12 protein-coding genes are annotated in these 17,565 nt (G+C 71.2%); 4 read left to right on the top strand and 8 right to left on the bottom strand.

What is annotated here, in order from left to right:
• Window positions 1-5: 5 nt before the first annotated feature.
• Window positions 6-536, top strand: coding sequence for an SRPBCC family protein (locus tag H4F90_RS09835; RefSeq protein ID WP_182664035.1), 531 nt, complete (start codon window positions 6-8; stop codon window positions 534-536).
• Between the two features lie 74 nt (window positions 537-610).
• Here the strand turns inward: H4F90_RS09835 and H4F90_RS09830 are convergent, their stop codons facing one another.
• The 4 genes from H4F90_RS09830 to H4F90_RS09815 all read right to left on the bottom strand — a co-directional run bounded on the left by H4F90_RS09830 (window position 611) and on the right by H4F90_RS09815 (window position 5,660).
• On the bottom strand, window positions 611-1,621 hold the full coding sequence (locus tag H4F90_RS09830; protein WP_182664032.1) for an inorganic phosphate transporter: 1,011 nt from the start codon (window positions 1,619-1,621) through the stop codon (window positions 611-613).
• 18 nt (window positions 1,622-1,639) lie between these two features.
• Window positions 1,640-2,287 carry a DUF47 domain-containing protein gene (locus H4F90_RS09825; protein WP_182664029.1) on the bottom strand — a complete coding sequence of 216 codons (648 nt, stop codon included), beginning with the start codon at window positions 2,285-2,287 and terminating at the stop codon, window positions 1,640-1,642.
• 110 nt (window positions 2,288-2,397) lie between these two features.
• Window positions 2,398-2,763, bottom strand: a complete 366-nt coding sequence (locus H4F90_RS09820) for a DMT family protein (protein WP_182664028.1) — start codon at window positions 2,761-2,763, stop codon at window positions 2,398-2,400.
• A 20-nt stretch (window positions 2,764-2,783) separates the two neighbouring features.
• The gene (locus H4F90_RS09815) at window positions 2,784-5,660 is read right to left on the bottom strand and encodes a valine--tRNA ligase (RefSeq protein WP_182664026.1); all 2,877 of its coding nucleotides are present in this window, start codon (window positions 5,658-5,660) and stop codon (window positions 2,784-2,786) included.
• A 165-nt stretch (window positions 5,661-5,825) separates the two neighbouring features.
• On the opposite strand from H4F90_RS09815, the gene H4F90_RS09810 reads away from it, so the two are divergent.
• Entirely contained in the window at window positions 5,826-8,315 is a 2,490-nt protein-coding gene (locus H4F90_RS09810; protein WP_182664024.1) for an ATP-dependent helicase, read from the top strand.
• A 36-nt stretch (window positions 8,316-8,351) separates the two neighbouring features.
• Here H4F90_RS09810 and H4F90_RS09805 read toward each other — a convergent pair whose 3' ends face one another.
• The 4 genes from H4F90_RS09805 to H4F90_RS09790 all read right to left on the bottom strand — a co-directional run bounded on the left by H4F90_RS09805 (window position 8,352) and on the right by H4F90_RS09790 (window position 14,747).
• Window positions 8,352-8,645 (bottom strand): hypothetical protein, encoded by a 294-nt coding sequence (locus tag H4F90_RS09805; RefSeq protein ID WP_182664022.1) that lies wholly within the window; start codon window positions 8,643-8,645, stop codon window positions 8,352-8,354.
• A gap of 89 nt (window positions 8,646-8,734) precedes the next feature.
• Complete coding sequence (locus H4F90_RS09800) at window positions 8,735-10,906, bottom strand: PhoX family protein (RefSeq protein WP_182664019.1); 2,172 nt, start codon at window positions 10,904-10,906, stop codon at window positions 8,735-8,737.
• Window positions 10,907-10,999: 93 nt separating this feature from the next.
• The gene (locus H4F90_RS09795; RefSeq protein ID WP_182664018.1) at window positions 11,000-13,072 is read right to left on the bottom strand and encodes a PhoX family protein; all 2,073 of its coding nucleotides are present in this window, start codon (window positions 13,070-13,072) and stop codon (window positions 11,000-11,002) included.
• 19 nt (window positions 13,073-13,091) lie between these two features.
• The gene (locus H4F90_RS09790) at window positions 13,092-14,747 is read right to left on the bottom strand and encodes an ABC transporter permease (RefSeq protein WP_182664016.1); all 1,656 of its coding nucleotides are present in this window, start codon (window positions 14,745-14,747) and stop codon (window positions 13,092-13,094) included.
• 83 nt (window positions 14,748-14,830) lie between these two features.
• On the opposite strand from H4F90_RS09790, the gene H4F90_RS09785 reads away from it, so the two are divergent.
• Together H4F90_RS09785 and H4F90_RS09780 are read left to right on the top strand one after the other, a co-directional pair.
• A complete protein-coding gene (locus H4F90_RS09785; protein WP_182664014.1) occupies window positions 14,831-15,961 on the top strand; it encodes an ABC transporter ATP-binding protein in 1,131 nt (376 codons plus the stop codon).
• A 134-nt stretch (window positions 15,962-16,095) separates the two neighbouring features.
• Window positions 16,096-17,532 carry a S41 family peptidase gene (locus H4F90_RS09780; protein WP_182664012.1) on the top strand — a complete coding sequence of 479 codons (1,437 nt, stop codon included), beginning with the start codon at window positions 16,096-16,098 and terminating at the stop codon, window positions 17,530-17,532.
• Window positions 17,533-17,565: the final 33 nt, after the last annotated feature.

Below are 17,565 nucleotides of genomic sequence, written 5' to 3'. Positions count from 1 at the left end.
ACAAGATGAGGTTTTCCCGCCGCCTGGCCTGCGCCGCTGTCGCGCTGGCCTTCGCGCCCACGATCGCCCTGGCCCACGGCCCGACGCGCCAGAAGGCCACCGAAGTCATCACCATCGACGCCACGCCGGCTGCCGTCTGGGCCCTGATCAAGGACTTCAACGCGCTCAGCAAATGGCACCCCGCCGTGGCCGAGAGCCCGGCGGACAAGGGCAATGAAGTCGGCTCGGTGCGCCAGCTCAAGCTGAAGAACGGTGGCGCGCTGACCGAGACGCTCGAAGGCTACAACGCCGAGAAGATGAGCTACAGCTACCGCGCCAAGGACGGCGGGGCGCTGCCGGTGACGAACTACACCTCCACGATCACCGTGATGGACGAGGGCGGCAAGGCCAAGGTGCAGTGGCGCGGCGCCTTCTACCGCGGCTACCCGAACAACGACCCGCCGCCGGACCAGAACGACGAGGCCGCGGTCAAGGCCATCACCGGCGTCTACCAGTCCGGCCTGCAGAACCTCAAGGCCCTGGCCGAGAAAAAGTGAACCGGGCCTGAGCCGCGGTCATGAAAAAGGCTGCCCGCGGGCAGCCTTTTTACTGGGCGCGCCGGCCGGACGGATCAGAAGATCAGCAGGCTGACGCCATAGAAGATCGCCGCGATCAGGGCCGAGGCCGGGATCGTGAAGATCCAGGCCCAGACGATGGTGCCCGCCAGGCCCCAGCGCACCGCCGACATCCGCCGGGTCGAGCCGACGCCGACGATGGCCCCGGTGATGGTGTGCGTGGTCGAGACCGGGATGCCGAGGAAGGACGCCAGGAAGAGCGTGATCGCCCCCCCGGTCTCGGCACAGAAGCCACCGACCGGCTTGAGCTTGGTCAGGCGCTGGCCCATGGTCTTGACGATGCGCCAGCCGCCGAACATGGTGCCCGCCGCGATCGCGATGTAGCAGGACCAGATCACCCACCAGGGCGGCGCCGCGTCGCTGCTGGCCGCGTAGCCGCTGGCGATCAGCAGCATCCAGATGATGCCGATGGTCTTCTGCGCATCGTTGCCGCCATGGCCCAGGCTGTAGAGACCGGCCGAGACCAGCTGCAGGCGACGGAACCAGCGGTCGATCTTCAGCGGCGTCTTGCCGCGGAAGATCCAGGCCACGGCCACCATCAGCAGCGAGCCGAGCAGGAAGCCCAGGAAGGGCGACACGAAGATGAAGGCCACCGTGCGGCCGATGCCGGTGGCGATCAGCACCGAGGGTCCGGCCTTGGCCAGCGTCGCACCGACGATGCCCCCGATCAGGGCATGCGAGCTCGACGAAGGAATGCCGAAGTACCAGGTGATGACGTTCCAGGCGATCGCGCCGATCAGCGCGCCGAAGACGACATGCTGGTCGATCACCCCGGGCTGCACGATGCCCTTGCCGACCGTCGCCGCCACCGCGAGGTGGAAGATGAAGATGGCGACGAAGTTGAAGAAGGCGGCGAAGACCACCGCGTGCTGCGGCTTCAGCACCCCGGTGGAGACGACGGTGGCGATGGAGTTCGCCGCGTCGTGGAAGCCGTTCATGAAGTCGAAGCCGATGGCCAGCAGGACCAGCAGCGCGACGACCCAGAAGCCGATCTCGACCTCACCCATGGCGTGCCCCGGCCCCGGTCACGAGTTCTCGAGGACGATGCCCTCGATCTGCTTGGCCACGTCCTTGCACAGGTCGGTGATGGTCTCGAGCATCTCGTAGACGGCCTTCATCTTGATCAGCTCGCGCACGTCCTGCTCCTCGCGGAACAGGCGGCTCATCGCGGTGCGCATGACCTTGTCGGCCTCGGATTCGAGCTGGTCGATTTCCTTGCAGGTCTTGCGGGCCGCCTCCACCGCGGTGGGCTGGCTGAGCTTGGGCAGCAGGCTGACCGCATGCTGCACGCGCTCGCAGCAGCGGGCCGAGAGCTGGCCGAGCTGCAGGGCCTCGTCGTTGACGCGGCGCACGTCGTAGAGGCTCATGGTCTCGGCGGCGTCCTGCATCAGGTCGACGATGTCGTCCATCGCATTGATCAGGCCGTGGATCTGGTCACGGTCCAGCGGCGTGATGAAGGTGGTGTGCAGCAGGCGGTTGACCTCGGCGGTCACGCGGTCGGCGTCGTGCTCGGCCTCGTCCACCAGAGCGGCCTGATGCTCGCGTTCCGTCAGGTTGCCGTAACCCTCCAGCATGCGCTGGAAGGCCCGCGCACCGGCCACCACATGGGTGCCGTGTTCGTTGAACAGTTCGAAGAAATTGCCCTCGCGGGGCAGCAGCTTGCCGAAGACCATGGACGCCGTCCGTTCGAGAGGGAGACACGCAAAAACGCCCCGTCGGACGGGGCGGCGCATTGTCACATTTCTGTCATTCGGTGCCGCCGCCCAGGTGGCCTGGCCGCAACTCAGGGCGATCGGAAGATGAAATACACCGCGCCGACCATGCACAGGCCAGCCCACAGGTAGTCGAGCTTCAGCGGCTCGCGCAGGTAGAAGACGGCGAAGGGCACGAAGACCGACAGGGTGATCACCTCCTGCATGATCTTCAGCTGGCCGACGCTGAACTGCGTGGCGCCGATGCGGTTGGCCGGCACCATCAGCAGGTACTCGAAGAGGGCGATGCCCCAGCTGACCCCCACGGCCACGATCCAGGGCTTGCCGCCCAGGGTCTTGAGGTGGCCGTACCAGGCGAAGGTCATGAAGACATTGCTCAGCAGCAGCAGACCGACGGTCTGCCAGGCCACCGGGAGCTGCTGCAGCGAGGCGAGCATGGGGCGGGTCTCCGGCCGGGTCAGACGAGGCGGGCGTGCTGGCCGCGCAGGCGGGCCAGGGTCTCGACGAAGCCGGCCAGGCGGGCACGCTCCTGCTCGACCACCGCGGCCGGCGCGCGGGCCACGAAGCTCTCGTTGCCCAGCTTGGCCTCGGCCTTGACGATCTCGCCTTCGAGACGGGCGATTTCCTTGGCCAGGCGGGCGCGTTCGGCCTCGACATCCACCTCCACGTGCAGCGCGAAGCGCAGGCCGCCACCCGGCTCCACGCCGACCGGCGCGGTGGCGGTGGCCGCCTCGAAGGCGGCCGGCTCGGCGACGAGCTGGACCTCGGCCAGCTTGGCCAGGGCCTTGAGCAGGGGGCCGGCGGCCTCGGCAAAGGCCAGCGCGGCGGCCTCGCCGTGCACCAGCAGGGGCACGCGCTCGGCCGGCGAGAGGTTCATCTCGCTGCGCAGCTGGCGGGCCGCGCCCACCAGGCCCTTGAGCCGGGCGACCCAGGCATCGGCCGCGGCATCGACCTTCTCCAGCTGGGCCCTGGGATAGGCCGCGGTCACGAGGCTGACCTCGGAGCCGGCCACCTTGCGGCCGGCCACCGGGGCCACGGCCTCCCAGAGTTCGGCGGTGATGAAGGGCGTGATCGGGTGCAGCAGGCGCAGCACCGTCTCCAGCACGCGGATCAGGGTGCGGCGGGTGGCGCGCTGCTGGGCGGCATCGCCGACCTGGATCTGCACCTTCGCGATCTCCAGATACCAGTCGCAGTAGGCATCCCAGACGAAGCTGTAGAGCGACTGCGCGACGTTGTCGAGCCGGTAGTCGGCAAAGCCCTGGGCCACCGCGGCCTCGCAGCGCTGCAGCTCGCCGACGATCCAGCGGTCGGCGGCGGAAAAGTCGAGGTAGCCGCCGGGCACGCATTCGTTCGCGCCATGCTCGGCCAGGCCACAGTCCTGACCCTCGCAGTTCATCAGCACGAAGCGGGTCGCGTTCCAGAGCTTGTTGCAGAAGTTGCGGTAGCCCTCGCAGCGCTTGCTGTCGAAATTGACCGAGCGGCCCAGCGTGGCCATGGCCGCGAAGGTGAAGCGCAGCGCATCGGCCCCATAGGCCGGGATGCCCTCGGGGAACTCCTTCTCGGTGGCCTTGCGCACCTTGGGCGCCGTCTCGGGCTTGCGCAGGCCCTGGGTGCGCTTGTCCAGCAGCGGGGCCAGGGCGATGCCGTCGATCAGATCCACCGGGTCCAGCACATTGCCCTCGGACTTGCTCATCTTCTTGCCCTGCGCATCGAGCACCAGGCCGTGGATGTAGACATGCCTGAAGGGCACCCGGCCCTCGGGGCAGTCGGGCGTCCGGGTGAAGTGCTTGGTCATCATGATCATCCGGGCGACCCAGAAGAAGATGATGTCGTAGCCGGTCACCAGCACGCTGCTGGGCAGGAAGAGGTCCTGCTCGATGGTCTTGCCCGGCCAGCCCAGGGTGCTGAAGGGCACCAGGGCCGAGGAGAACCAGGTGTCGAGCACGTCCTCGTCGCGCGTCAGCGGGCCGGTGTAGCCGGCGGCCTCGGCCTGGGCGCGGGCCTCGGCCTCGCTGCGAGCCACGAAAAGCTCACCGCCTGAGCCATACCAGGCCGGGATCTGGTGGCCCCACCAGAGCTGGCGGCTGATGCACCAGTCCTGGATGTTCTTCATCCACTGGTCGTAGGTGTTGACCCAGTTCTCGGGCACGAAGCGCACCTCGCCCGAGGCCACGGCGTCGATGGCGCCCTGGGCGATGCTCTTGCCGGTGTCGGGCGCGGGCTTGCTCATGGCGACGAACCACTGGTCGGTCAGCATGGGCTCGATGACCTGGCCGGTGCGGGCGCAGCGCGGCACCATGAGCTTGTGCTTCTTGGTCTCGACAAGCAGGCCTTCGGCCTCGAGCTGGGCGACGATGGCCTTGCGCGCGGCGAAGCGGTCCAGGCCCTGGAGGGCCGCCGGCACCGCCGCGCCCTCGGCATCGAGGACCCGGGCCTCCAGGTCGAAGATGGTCAGCATGGGCAGGCCATGCCGCAGGCCGACCTGGTAGTCGTTCGGGTCATGCGCGGGCGTGACCTTGACGACGCCGGTGCCGAAGTCCTTGTCCACATAGGCGTCGGCGATCACCGGCACGAGGCGGCCGGTGATCGGCAGCCGCACCTGCTGGCCGAGCAGATGGGCGTAGCGCGGGTCCTCGGGATGCACCATCACCGCGGTGTCGCCCAGCATCGTCTCCGGCCGCGTGGTGGCGACCACCAGCGATTCCGTGCTGCCCTCGACCGGGTAGCGGATGTGCCAGAGGAAACCGTCTTCCTCCTCGCTCTCGACCTCCAGGTCGGAGACGGCGGACTTCAGCACCGGGTCCCAGCTCACCAGGCGCTTGCCGCGGTAGATCAGGCCCTGCTCGTGCAGGCGCACGAAAGCCTCGGTGACGGCCTCGGCGCGGGCCGCGTCCATGGTGAAGTACTCGCGCGACCAGTCCACGCTGGCGCCCATGCGGCGCATCTGCTGGGTGATGGTGGCCCCGCTCTGCGCCTTCCAGTCCCAGACCTTCTCCAGGAAAGCGGCGCGGCCCAGCGCGTGGCGGCTCACGCCCTGAGCCTGAAGCTGGCGCTCCACCACGATCTGGGTGGCGATGCCGGCATGGTCGGTGCCCGGCAGCCACAGGGTGTTGTGCCCCGCCATGCGGTGGAAGCGCGTGAGCGCGTCCATGATGGTCTGGTTGAACGCATGGCCCATGTGCAGCGTGCCGGTCACGTTGGGCGGCGGCAGCTGGATGCTGAAGCTGGGCCGGGCCGGGTCCAGGGTCGGCGCGTAGAGCCGCTGCTGCTCCCAGCGCGGGCCCCAGCGCTGCTCGATGGGGGCGGGTTCGAAGGACTTGGCAAGCTCGGTCATGGGCGAAACGACGGTCGCGAGGACCCTCGGGGCTCTTGGAATGGGAGGCGGGGGAAGACGGGCCCCGCGCAGGGGCCGGCGGCGTCCGGCAGGCAAGGGGGCGGATTTTAGGTGGCGGGGTCGCTCGCCCCGGCGGGGCCGCGGGGGCCTTCCTAGAATCCCGCGATGCCCCCCTTCGAACACGATGCCACCGCGCTGCCGCTGCTGCGCGGCCTGAACCCCGAGCAGCTCGCCGCGGTCACCCAGCCGGCCGAGCCGGCGCTGATCCTGGCCGGTGCCGGCTCCGGCAAGACACGGGTGCTGACCACCCGCATCGCCTGGCTGATCCAGACCGGCCAGGTCTCGCCCGGCGGCATCCTGGCGGTGACCTTCACCAACAAGGCCGCCAAGGAGATGCTGACCCGCCTGGGCACCCTGCTGCCGATCAATCTGCGCGGCATGTGGGTCGGCACCTTCCACGGCCTGTCCAACCGCTTCCTGCGGGCGCACTGGAAGCTGGCCGGCCTGCCGCAGGCCTTCCAGATCCTGGACGCGACCGACTCGGTCTCGGCCGTCAAGCGGGTGGTCAAGGCCCTGGGCATCCCCGAGGAGCGCTGCCCGCCCAAGCCCGCGTCCTGGGCCATCGCCAATGCGAAGGAAGCCGGCCTGCGGCCCGGCCAGCTGCCGATCCACGACGAGCTGAGCCGCTGGCATGCCGAGATCTACGCGGCCTATGAGGACCAGTGCGCGCGCGAGGGCGTGGTCGACTTCGCCGAGCTGCTGCTGCGCACGGTCGAGCTGCTGGAGCGCGAGCCGGCCCTGCGCACGCACTACCAGCAGCGCTTCCGGCATGTGCTGGTCGACGAGTTCCAGGACACCAACACCCTGCAGTACCGCTGGCTGCAGTGCTTCGCGCCGCCGCCCGCGCGCGGCGAGGCACCCGGCCAGGGCGTGTTCGCGGTGGGCGACGACGACCAGAGCATCTATGCCTTCCGCGGCGCGCAGGTCGCCAACATGGCCGACTTCGAGCAGCTCTACCGCGTGCGCCAGGTGGTGAAGCTGGAGCGCAACTACCGCTCGCACGGCAACATCCTCGACGCGGCCAACCACCTGATCGCGAACAACAGCCGGCGCCTGGGCAAGAACCTGCGCACCGAGGCCGGTGCCGGCGAGCCGGTGCGGGTGCAGGAATCGGCGACCGACTTCGCCGAGGCGCAGTGGCTGGTCGACGAAGCCCGGCAACTCCACCGCGAAGGCAGCCCGCGCAAGGAGATCGCCGTGCTCTACCGCAGCAATGCGCAGAGCCGGGTGGTCGAGAGCGCCCTCTTCAATGCCGGCCTGCCCTACAAGGTCTACGGCGGCCTGCGCTTCTTCGAGCGGGCCGAGGTCAAGCATGCCCTGGCCTATCTGCGGCTGATCGAGAACCCGGACGACGACACCAGCTTCCTGCGCGTCGTCAATTTCCCGGCGCGCGGCATCGGCGCGCGCACGCTGGAGCAGCTGGTCGACGCGGCCCGCGCCAGCGGCCGCAGCCTGCACCAGGCCATCGACGCGGTGCCGGGCAAGGGCGGGGCCTCGCTGGGCGCCTTCCGCAAGCTCGTCGAGGGCCTGCGCGAAGCCACGGCCGGCCTGACGCTGCGCGAGATCATCGAGCACGTGGTCGAGGCCAGCGGCCTGGCCGACCACTACCGCGCCGAGAAGGAGGGCGAGGAGCGCCTGGAGAACCTGGGCGAACTGGTCAATGCGGCCGAGGCCTTCGTGACCCAGGAGGGCTTCGGCAAGGACGCCATCGCCCTGCCGGTCGACGAGCTGGGCCCGGCCGCCGCCGGCAGCGCGCCCATCGCACCGGGCACGCTGGCGGCGCCGCGCTCGGCGGACGAGCCGCTCGCGGTGGCGCCCGCCGCCCCCGGCCCGCTGACGCCGGATGCCGAGACGGGCGAGATCATCTCGCCGCTGGCCGCCTTCCTCAGCCATGCCTCGCTGGAGGCCGGCGACAACCAGGCCCAGGCCGGTGAGGACGCGATCCAGCTCATGACCGTGCACGCGGCCAAGGGCCTGGAGTTCGACCAGGTCTTCATCACCGGCCTGGAAGAGGGCCTGTTCCCGCACGAGAACGCGATGAGCGACAGCGACGGCCTGGAGGAGGAGCGCCGGCTGATGTACGTGGCCATCACCCGCGCGCGCAAGCGGCTCTACCTGAGCTTCAGCCAGAGCCGCATGCTGCACGGCCAGGTGCGCTACCACGTGAAGAGCCGCTTCCTCGACGAGCTGCCCGAGGGCGCGCTGAAGTGGCTGAGCCCGCGCCAGGCCGGCTTCGGCCACGGCAGCCCCTACGGCAGCGGCGGCGCCGGCCACTGGCGCGGCGACAGCGGCCGCAGCGGGGGGGACAGCGGGCGGCGCGAGCGCGAGCCCGGCGCGTCCTGGGGCCACCGTGCGTCCGAAGCCCCGGCCACCCCGCCGTCCTGGCTGGGCGCGGCCCAGGCCCAGGCGGCTGCCGCCTCGACCGGCGCGCCGACCCTGCGGCCCGGCCAGGGCGTCTTCCACACCAAGTTCGGCGAAGGCGTGCTGCTGACCCTGGAAGGCAGCGGCGCCGACGCCCGCGCCCAGGTGCGCTTCGGCCGCCACGGCATCAAGTGGCTGGCCCTGAGCGTGGCCAAGCTGACGCCGGTGGACTGAAGGCGGGCGGCGGCAGCCCGGCCCGCCACGCCCGCTTCAGGGTCGGGCCTGGGCCTGGGCCGTCCGGGCGGCCTGGGCCTCGCGGGCTTCCCGCGCTTCCCGGGCGGCCTTCTCGTCCTCGTCCTCGCGGAGTGCATCGACGCCCGCGCCGATGACCTTGCCGCCCACCGTCACGCCCGTGCTGACGACGGCGCCGGCCACCGACACCGCCGCCCCCGCGGCCGCCCCGGCCACGCCGAGCACGGTGCAGCCGGCCAGGCCGAACAGCCCCAGCAGCAGCAGCCCCAGACGCCTTTTCCCCAGGGCTCCGGCCCCCATCCCCTCGCGCATGCCCATCCTGACCCCATGAAAAAACCGCGGCAGCTGCCGCGGTTCGGATGGTAGGGGCGCAGCCGGCCGGACCGGCCGGCGCGCCGGGCTCAGGCCAGGCCGATTTCGCCGCCGTCGCTGCGGGTGATGACCACGGTGGCCGAGCGGGGCCGGGCGGTGGAGGCCGCATCGGTCTGGCTGGCCGGCCAGTGGCTGATCAGGCCGGCGCCGAGGTTGGCACTGCCCTCACCGGGGTGCTGCACGTTCACGAACATGGTCTTGCCGTCCGGGGTGATGGCAAAGCCGGTGATCTCGCAGTCCTTCGGGCCGACCAGGAAGCGACGCAGGGTGTCGGTCGTCGCGTTCGCGCCCTTGATCGTGGCGGTGCCGCCGACCGCGGTGGCCGGGCCGCCGTCCCCCACGCGGCCGGGCAGCGCGGCGAGCATCATGCAGTTCGTGACGTCGGTGTAGGCGCCGTCATCGGTCTGGATCCACAGCAGGCCGCGCGGGTCGAAGCACAGGCCGTCCGGGCTGGAGAAATCGTTGGCCGCCGTCAGGCCCGAGAGGTTCACGTCCGCGGCCGCGTCGTTCTCGGCACCGAAGAGGTAGATGTCCCAGCTGAAGCTGGTGGCGCCGGTTTCCTTCCAGCGGATGATGTGGCCATTGGGGTTGCCGGTGTTGCCCTCGCCGTCGTTGTAGAAGCGCGGGTTGGCGGCGTCCGGGCGGGCCTGGCGGCCGGTGGGGGTGGCCGTCGGGGCGACGCGGTTCGAGGCGTTGTTGTTGGTCAGGGTCATGTAGACCTCGCCATTGTTCGGGTGCACGGCACCCCACTCCGGCCGGTCCATCTTGGTCGCACCCACCGAGTCGGCGGCCAGGCGGCAGTGCACCAGCACATCGGCCTGGTCGGCGAAGGGGTAGAGGGCGTTGGAGGCGTCCAGGCCGTTCACGCCGAAGCTGAGCTCGACCCACTGGCCGCTGCCGTCGGCATTGAACTTGGCGACGTAGAGCTTGCCGTCGTCCAGGTAACGGGCGCCGGCAGCCAGGCCGCCGTTGACGTCGCTGGCGCGCCAGGTGGCGTTGGAGACGTACTTGTAGATGTACTCGTTGCGCGCATCGTCGCCCGAATAGATGACGATGGGCTGGCCGACCACGGCCGGCGCGGGCCACGCACCTTCGTGGTTGAAGCGGCCCAGCGCGCTGCGCTTGACGGGCACCGAGTCGGGCTGGAAGGGATCGATCTCGACGACCCAGCCGAAGGTGTTGATGGTGTTGCGGTAGTCCAGGTCGGCGCTGGCCGCGGTGACCGAGGAGCTGAAGCGCGCATAGCGCGCATCGCTGCTGCTCACGGTGTCCCAGCGGTAGGGGCTGACGCGGTTCTGCGGCAGGCCGTAGCGGTTCAGGCCGCTCACTTCCTTGGCGCTGCGCAGCGCGTTGTCGCCGGCGGCGCGGCTGATGACGTTGAGGTAGTTCTCCTCGCAGGTCAGGTAGGTGCCCCAGGGCGTGTAGCCGTTGGCGCAGTTGTTGTTGGTGCCGCGGGTGTGGGTGCCGGCCGGCGAGTCGGCCGTCTTGACCAGGTCCGAACCGCGCACCGGGCCCCCGAAGGCCATCAGGGTGGCCGAGGTGATGCGGCGGTTGAAGCGCGAGCCGCGCACCATGCTGACCGCGTTGCCGCTGCTGCCGCGGCGGACTTCCACCACGCTGACGCCGTGGGCGGCGATTTCCTTGTCGACCTCGGACGCCACGCGCACCGCACCGGCCGTCATGCCGCTCGGGTGGAGGCCGTAGGGCGCGACCACGTACTCATGGTTCACGCAGAGCAGGCCGCGATCCGAGCGCTCGGCCTGGTAGCTGCCGGTCTCGGACAGGCCGAAGAAGTGCATGCCGTCGTGGCCGTCGCCGATGCGGCGGTTGTAGGAGTCGGCACTCTCGCTGCCGTCGCCGGCCCAGGACGCATCGCCGAAGTGCTGCGGGTCGCCCAACGCGTGGAGGATCGCGACCTGGTAGCCCGCCGGCACGGTCACCAGGTCGTTCTGGTTCTTGTCGACCGCGGTGAAGCCCAGGCGCAGCGTGCGCGCGGCCGGCTCGTCGCTGCCGCCGCCCCCGCCGCAGGCGCTCAGCGCGCTGCTGCCGAACAGGGCTGCGGCCGTCGCGCCGAAGCCGCTGCGCAGCACCTGGCGGCGGCTGAGGCGGGCGGCGACGACCTCGCCGAAATGGACGTTGGCGGAGGGGTTGACGATGGCGTCGTCGTCGTAGGTGTTCGGCGTGTTCGGTTCGAGGCTCATGGCGCGGTCGGTGGGTCGTCAGGACGCCGGCCATTCTTCGGAGCCTTCGTGAAAGCCGGGTGACAGCCCCCGGGGCCGCGGCGTGGCGTGCGCTCAGCCGCCGACCGGCCCGCCGTCCTCGCGCCAGACCGCCACCGTCGCCGAGCGCGGCCGGGACGGCGGCTCGCCGGTCTGCGAGGCAGGCCAGGCCGACATCAGGGTGGGCTCGGCCGCGAGGCGGGCCGGATCGGGGTCGGCCGCCAGCCGCGGATGGCGGCCGGGGCCGCGGGCGATCTCGCCCGGATGCTGGATGTTGACGAACAGGGTGCGGCGGTCAGGCGTCCAGGCCAGGCCGCTGACCTCGCAGCCCGAGGGTCCGACGAGGAAGCGCCGGATCTCGCCGCTGGCGGGATCCGCCGCCAGCATCTGGTTGTTGCCCATCTGCGCGAAATCGCCGCGGTTGCTGCAGTTGCCGTCGGTCTGGATCCACAGGCGGCCGAAGGCATCGAAGGCCAGGCCGTCCGGACTGTTGAACAGGTTGCCGGCGTGCAGATTGGCCGAGGGCGCGCGCGCGCCGCCGATTCCGGGCTGGCCGGCCAGCGCGAAGAGATCCCATTCGAAGTGCAGCGCGGCCGCCCGGCCCCCGGCCTCGCGCCAGCGCAGGATGTGGCCCCAGACGTTGTCGGGGCGCGGATTGGGCCCGTCGACCGGCGGCCGCGCGGCACCGGCTGGGCCGCGGCCGTCGATGGGATTGAGCGTGTCGCCGCCGCGCTGCGGGTTGTGGGTCAGGCTGGCATAGACCTCGCCGGGTACCCGCGGATGGGCGGCCATCCACTCGGGCCGGTCCATCGGCGTCGCGCCGACGCGGTCGGCGGCCTGGCGCGCGCGCACCAGCACCTCGCCCGGGTCGTGGAAGCCGTGGGCCGCCGTCAGGCCGTGCTGGCCATGGACCAGCGGAATCCAGTGGCCTCCCCCGGATTCGAAGCGGGCGACATGCAGGGTGCCGCGCTCCAGCAGGCGGCGGTTGGCCGCACTGCGCGGCGCGCGGGGGTCGAAGCGGCCCTCGGAAATGAATTTGTAGAGGTATTCGTTGCGCTCGTCGCAGCCCATGTAGACGACGACCCGGCCGTCGGGGTCGAGCACGACTTCGGCGTTCTCGTGCTTGAAGCGGCCCAGCGCGGTCTGCTTGCGCGGCAGGGCATCCGGGTCGAAGGGATCGATCTCGACAACCCAGCCGAAGCGGTGGGCCTCGTGCGGATGGAGGTCCAGGTCGAAGCGCGGATCGCAGGCATGCCAGGCCAGGCCGAAGCCCTCGCGGCTCAGGCCATAGCGCGCTTCGAGCGGGGTCGCGGCGCGCCGGCCGGACCAGCCGAAGTAGCCGTGGAAGTTCTCCTCGCAGCTCAGGTAGGTGCCCCAGGGCGTACGCCCGCTGCCGCAGTTGCCGAGCATGCCCAGCACCTGGCGGCCGCCCGGGTCGGCGGCGGTGCGCAGCAGGACATGACCGGCGGCGGGGCCGCACAGGCGCATCGGCGTGTGGGCATGCAGGCGGCGGCTCAGGCGGGCCCCCTCGACCTGCTGCCAGCGACCGTCGGCCTGCCGCCGCACATGGACGACCGAGGCGCCATGGCCGGCCTGGGCCTTGCGGACCCGCTCGCGGGCGAGCGCGTCCGCCGACAGGCCGGGGGGCGGCGGGCCGAAGAAGTACTCGGGGTTGATGTACTCGTGGTTGATCAGCAGCAGGCCTTCGTCGCTGCGCAGGCCCGGGCCTCGGCCGTCGGCGTCGAAGCCGAAGTAGGCCAGGCCGTCGTGGTTGTCGCCGATCTGGCGCAGCTGCTCCTCGGCGGTGTTGCCGGCATCGGGTCGGAAGGGCGGCGCGCGGCCATCGATCGGTGTGCCCCAGGGCAGCAGGGGCTGTGCGCGGTAGCCCTCGGGCACGAGAACCTGGTCACCGGTGGCGCTGGGCACCGGGCGGAAGCCGAGCATGCGCTCGCCGGCCTCGCCAGCGGCCGGCGCCACGACCTGGCCGGCCCCGCCGGCCGCGCAGGCCGGCAGCAGCGCAGCCCCGAGGCCGCCGAGCAGCAGGCGGCGGCGCGGGCCGTCGGCGCCGGCCGCCGCGGCAAGGGCCGCCAGCGAGGGCACGTCGCTCGGGTTGGAGACCTTGTCGTCTTCGTGCAGCCGGCGCGACATGGCGGACAGCGGGCCGGCTTCAGCGCGCGCGCAAGGCGCGGCTCAAGAGGATGACCGGCACCAGACCGACGGCGACGATGGCCAGCGAGGGCAGCGCCGCTTCGGCCAGGCGCTCGTCGCGGGCCAGGTTGTAGGCCACCACGGCGAGGGTGTCGCGGTCGAAGGGGCGCAGCACCAGGGTGGCCGGGAGCTCCTTCATCACGTCGACGAAGACCAGCAGCGCAGCGGCACCGGCCGAGCGGCCGAGCAGCGGCAGATGCACGCCGGCGAAGAGCCGCAGCGGACCGGCCCCGAGCATGCGCGCACTGTCGTCCTGGCTGACCGGAATGCGCGCATAGCCGGCTTCGACCGACTGCAGCGCCACCGCGGTGAAGCGCACCAGGTAGGCATAGATCAGGCCGGTGACGGTGCCGGTGAAGACGCTGGTCAGGGTCTGCGCCAGGGCGCTCCCGGGCGCCAGGGCCTGCAGCGTGGCCAGCGGCAGCAGCAGACCGACGGCGATCACCGCGCCCGGCACCGCATAGCCCAGCGCGGTCAGCCGGATCAGCGGCGGCCCGAGGCGCGCGCCCCAGTCCGGCGGCCCGACCCGCCGGCCCAGCCCGCGCAGCACCGCCGCCAGCAGCAGGGCCAGCAGCACGGCCAGTGCCGCGGCGCTGGCCGACAGGCTCAGGCTGTTGCGGGCCCAGTCGCCGAAACGGTTCCCGGGCAGGCCGCCGAGGCCCTCGGGCCCGCCATGCATCGATTCACGGGCCACCTGGAACAGCAGCACCGCCACCGGCAGCAGAAAGCCCAGCAGCACCGGCAGCGCGCACAGGGCCCAGGCCAGCACGGCGCGGCGGCCCTGCAGGCGCACCGGGCGGGCCTCCTGCGCGGCCGCGGCGCCGCGGCGGCTGCCGGCAAAGCGCAGCCGGGCCTGGGCCCGGCGTTCCAGGGTGAGCAGCAGGGCCACCAGCGCCAGCAGCACGGTCGCGAGCTGGGCTGCGGCGATGCGGTCGTCGGCCACCAGCCAGGCCTTGTAGATGCCGGTGGTGAAGGTGGTCAGGCCGAAGTAGCTGCCGACCCCGTAGTCGGCCAGCGTCTCCATCAGCGCCAGGGCCACGCCCGCGGCCAGGGCCGGCCGGGCCAGCGGCAGGGCCACCGCGGTGATGCGGCGGCCCAGGCCGGCCCCCAGCAGACGGGCCGCCTCCATCAGGTGCACCCCGCGTTCGAGCAAGGCGCCGCGCGTGAGCAGGTAGACGTAGGGATAGAGCGCGAGCGTGAACAGCACGATCGCCCCGGGCAGGCTGCGCACATCGGGCCAGAGCGGGCCCTGGGCGCCGGTCAGCGCGCGCAGCCCGGTCTGCAGCGGACCGCTGAACTGCAGGAAGTCGGTCGCCGCATAGGCCAGCACATAGGCCGGCATGGCCAGCGGCAGCAAGAGCGCCCATTCGAAGACGCGTCGGCCGGGAAATTCGAAAAGGGTGACCGCCGCGGCCGTCATGCCGCCCAGCAGCGCGGTGCCGAGCGCCACGCCCGCGGCCAGCAGCAGGGACTGCAGGGCGTAGGCCGGCAGCACGGTCTGCAGCTGGTGCAGCAGCAGGGCCCAGCTGCCCGCCTGCGGATGGACCCATGCCCCCAGCACCCCGAACAGGGGCAGGGCCAGAAGGGCGCAGGCAAACAGGCTCAGGCCACGCATGGGCAGGGGGCGCCCGCGGCAACCGGCGGGTCAACAAGAATGCGAACGAATGTCATTCGGGGTCCGGTCGCTATGATAGGCGGATGCAAGGACCGGCCTATTCCCGCACGCCGCTGAGCCCGGCCGCCGAGCGCGGCGCCGGCGGTCGGGTGGCGCTGGCCGTCGAGGCGGTCAGCCTGCGCTACGGCCGGGCGCCGCAGGCCCCGGCCGTCGACGCCGTGAGCTTCCTGCTGGCGGCCGGCGAGATCGGCGTGCTGATCGGCCCCTCGGGCTGCGGCAAGACCTCGCTGCTGCGGGCGATCGCCGGCCTGGAGCCGCTGGCCGGCGGCCGCATCGTGCTGGACGAGCGGGTGATCGGCGAGGCCGCGACGGGCCTGCAGCTGCCGCCCGAGCAGCGCCGCATCGGCATGGTCTTCCAGGACTACGCCCTGTTCCCGCACCTGACCGTGGCGCAGAACGTGGCCTTCGGCCTGCACGGCCAGCCCCGCGCGGCGCAGAAGGCCCGCGTGGCCGAGCTGCTGGACCTGGTCGGCCTGGGCCATGCCGCCGAGCGTGCGCCCCACGAGCTCTCCGGCGGCCAGCAGCAGCGCATCGCCCTGGCCCGGGCGCTGGCGCCCCAGCCGGCGCTGCTGCTGCTCGACGAGCCCTTCTCCAGCCTGGACGTGGACCTGCGCGAGCGCCTGGCCCAGGAGCTGCGCGGCATCCTGAAGCAGACCGGCACCACCGCGCTCTTCGTCACCCACGACCAGCTCGAAGCCTTTGCCCTGGGTGATGTGATCGGCGTGATGCACCAGGGCCGCCTGGCGCAATGGGACAGCGCCTACCGGCTCTACCACCGGCCGGCCACCCGTTTCGTGGCCGACTTCATCGGCCACGGGGTCTTCACCCCGGCCCGCGCCGAGGGCGGCCCCGGCTCATGGCAGGTGCACACCGCCCTGGGTCCGCTGCGCGACGCCGCCATCGAAGGGGTGCGCGACGGCGACTGCGACGTGCTGCTGCGGGCGGACGACATCGTCCACGACGACGCGAGCCCGGTGAAGGCCCGCATCGAACGCAAGGCCTTCCGCGGCTCGGAGTTTCTCTACACCCTGCGCCTGGCCAGCGGCGAGCAGGTGCTGGCCCACGTGCCCAGCCACCATGACCACCAGCTCGGCGAGTGGATCGGCATCCGCGCCGAGGTGGACCACGTGGTGACCTTTCCGCGCGAAGCCTGAAATCACGGGATCCGCGCCCCGGGGAAGCCCGCGGGGCGCCGGGCCGACAAAGCGGGGGCGAGGGTCCCCGCTGGCCGGTCGGGCTCTGGACCGGGTCCTATACTGGATCGCAGGATTTCGAGGAGCGTTGGCTCATGGGTGCGACTTTGAAGATGGCGGGTTTCGTGGCGGTCGGCGCCCTGGCGGGCGCACTGACCACCATGCAGTTCCAGGCGGCTGCGCGTGGCCAGCTCTCGCCCTTGCCCCTGGAGGAGTTGCAGCAGCTGGCCGCGGTCTTCAGCCTGGTCAAGTCGGACTACGTCGAGCCGGTGGACGAGAAGAAGCTGATCACCGACGCGATCAGCGGCATGGTCTCCGGCCTCGACCCCCACTCGGTCTTCTTCGACAAGAAGAGCTTCAAGGAATTCCGCGAAGGCACGACGGGCAAGTTCGTCGGCGTCGGCATCGAGATCGGCATGGAAGACGGCCTCGTCAAGGTCGTCTCGCCGATCGAGGGCTCGCCGGCCTTCCGGGCCGGCCTGAAGAGCGGCGACCTGATCACCAAGATCGACGACACCGCGGTCAAGGGCCTCAGCCTGGACCAGGCGGTCAAGAAGATGCGCGGGGAGCCCAACACCAAGGTCATCCTCACCATCTTCCGCAAGGCCGAGAGCAAGACCTTCCCGGTGACGATCACCCGCGAGGAGATCCGCACCCAGAGCGTGCGGGCCAAGCTGATCGAGCCGGGCTACGCCTGGGTCCGCGTCAGCCAGTTCCAGGACCGCACGGTCGAGGATTTCGCCAGCAAGGTGGCCGAGCTCTACAAGCAGGACCCGACGATCAAGGGCTTCGTGCTCGACCTGCGCAACGACCCGGGCGGCCTGCTGGAGGGCGCCGTCGCGATTTCGGCGGCCTTCCTGCCCAAGGACGTGACCGTCGTCTCGACGAACGGCCAGATCGCCGATTCCAAGGCCACCTACAAGGCCAACCCGGGCGACTACTCGCGCCGCGGCGACGACCCGCTGAAGAAGCTGCCGGCGGGTTTGAAGAACGTGCCGATGGTGGTGCTGGTCAACGAAGGCTCGGCCTCGGCCAGCGAGATCGTGGCCGGCGCGCTGCAGGACCACAAGCGCGCAACCGTCATGGGCAGCCAGACCTTCGGCAAGGGCTCGGTGCAGACCGTGCGCCAGATCACGCAGGACACCGCGCTCAAGATCACCACCGCCCGCTACTACACGCCGAGCGGCCGTTCGATCCAGGCCAAGGGCATCGTGCCGGATGTCTGGATCGACGAGACCGCCGAGGGCAATCTGTTCAGCGTGCTGCGCACCCGCGAAGCCGACCTGGAAAAGCACATCACCAGCGGCCAGGGCGAGGAAGCCAAGGATGCCGAGCGCGAGAAGGCCCGCGAGGCGGCGCTGAAGAAGCTGGAGGAAGCCGCCAAGTCCAAGGACGGCCCCAAGCCGCTGCCCGAGTTCGGCACCGCGGAGGACTTTCCGCTGCAGCAGGCGCTCAACCGCCTGAAGGGCAAGCCGGTGGTCGTGTCGAAGACGCAGACCGAGCGCAAGGCCGAGGACGCCAAGGCCAACTGAGGGCGGGGGTCCATGCGACCGCCCCCTCCCCCC

This window comes from Aquariibacter albus, from assembly GCF_014145335.1.
In the GTDB taxonomy this organism is placed as follows: domain Bacteria; phylum Pseudomonadota; class Gammaproteobacteria; order Burkholderiales; family Burkholderiaceae_C; genus Aquariibacter; species Aquariibacter albus.
Note: the sequence above shows the minus strand (reverse complement) of the source record. Positions and strands in the feature narration are given on the sequence as shown.

Bases quoted from the DNA above. Each gene is read 5' to 3' on its own strand.
- H4F90_RS09810 (WP_182664024.1), top strand. From the start codon at position 5,826: ATGCCCCCCTTCGAACACGATGCCACCGCGCTGCCGCTGCTGCGCGGC.
- H4F90_RS09835 (WP_182664035.1), top strand. From the start codon at position 6: ATGAGGTTTTCCCGCCGCCTGGCCTGCGCCGCTGTCGCGCTGGCCTTC.
- H4F90_RS09780 (WP_182664012.1), top strand. From the start codon at position 16,096: ATGGGTGCGACTTTGAAGATGGCGGGTTTCGTGGCGGTCGGCGCCCTG.
- H4F90_RS09800 (WP_182664019.1), bottom strand. From the start codon at position 10,906: ATGAGCCTCGAACCGAACACGCCGAACACCTACGACGACGACGCCATC.
- H4F90_RS09805 (WP_182664022.1), bottom strand. From the start codon at position 8,645: ATGCGCGAGGGGATGGGGGCCGGAGCCCTGGGGAAAAGGCGTCTGGGG.
- H4F90_RS09815 (WP_182664026.1), bottom strand. From the start codon at position 5,660: ATGACCGAGCTTGCCAAGTCCTTCGAACCCGCCCCCATCGAGCAGCGC.
- H4F90_RS09790 (WP_182664016.1), bottom strand. From the start codon at position 14,747: ATGCGTGGCCTGAGCCTGTTTGCCTGCGCCCTTCTGGCCCTGCCCCTG.
- H4F90_RS09825 (WP_182664029.1), bottom strand. From the start codon at position 2,287: ATGGTCTTCGGCAAGCTGCTGCCCCGCGAGGGCAATTTCTTCGAACTG.
- H4F90_RS09795 (WP_182664018.1), bottom strand. From the start codon at position 13,072: ATGTCGCGCCGGCTGCACGAAGACGACAAGGTCTCCAACCCGAGCGAC.
- H4F90_RS09830 (WP_182664032.1), bottom strand. From the start codon at position 1,621: ATGGGTGAGGTCGAGATCGGCTTCTGGGTCGTCGCGCTGCTGGTCCTG.
- H4F90_RS09785 (WP_182664014.1), top strand. From the start codon at position 14,831: ATGCAAGGACCGGCCTATTCCCGCACGCCGCTGAGCCCGGCCGCCGAG.
- H4F90_RS09820 (WP_182664028.1), bottom strand. From the start codon at position 2,763: ATGCTCGCCTCGCTGCAGCAGCTCCCGGTGGCCTGGCAGACCGTCGGT.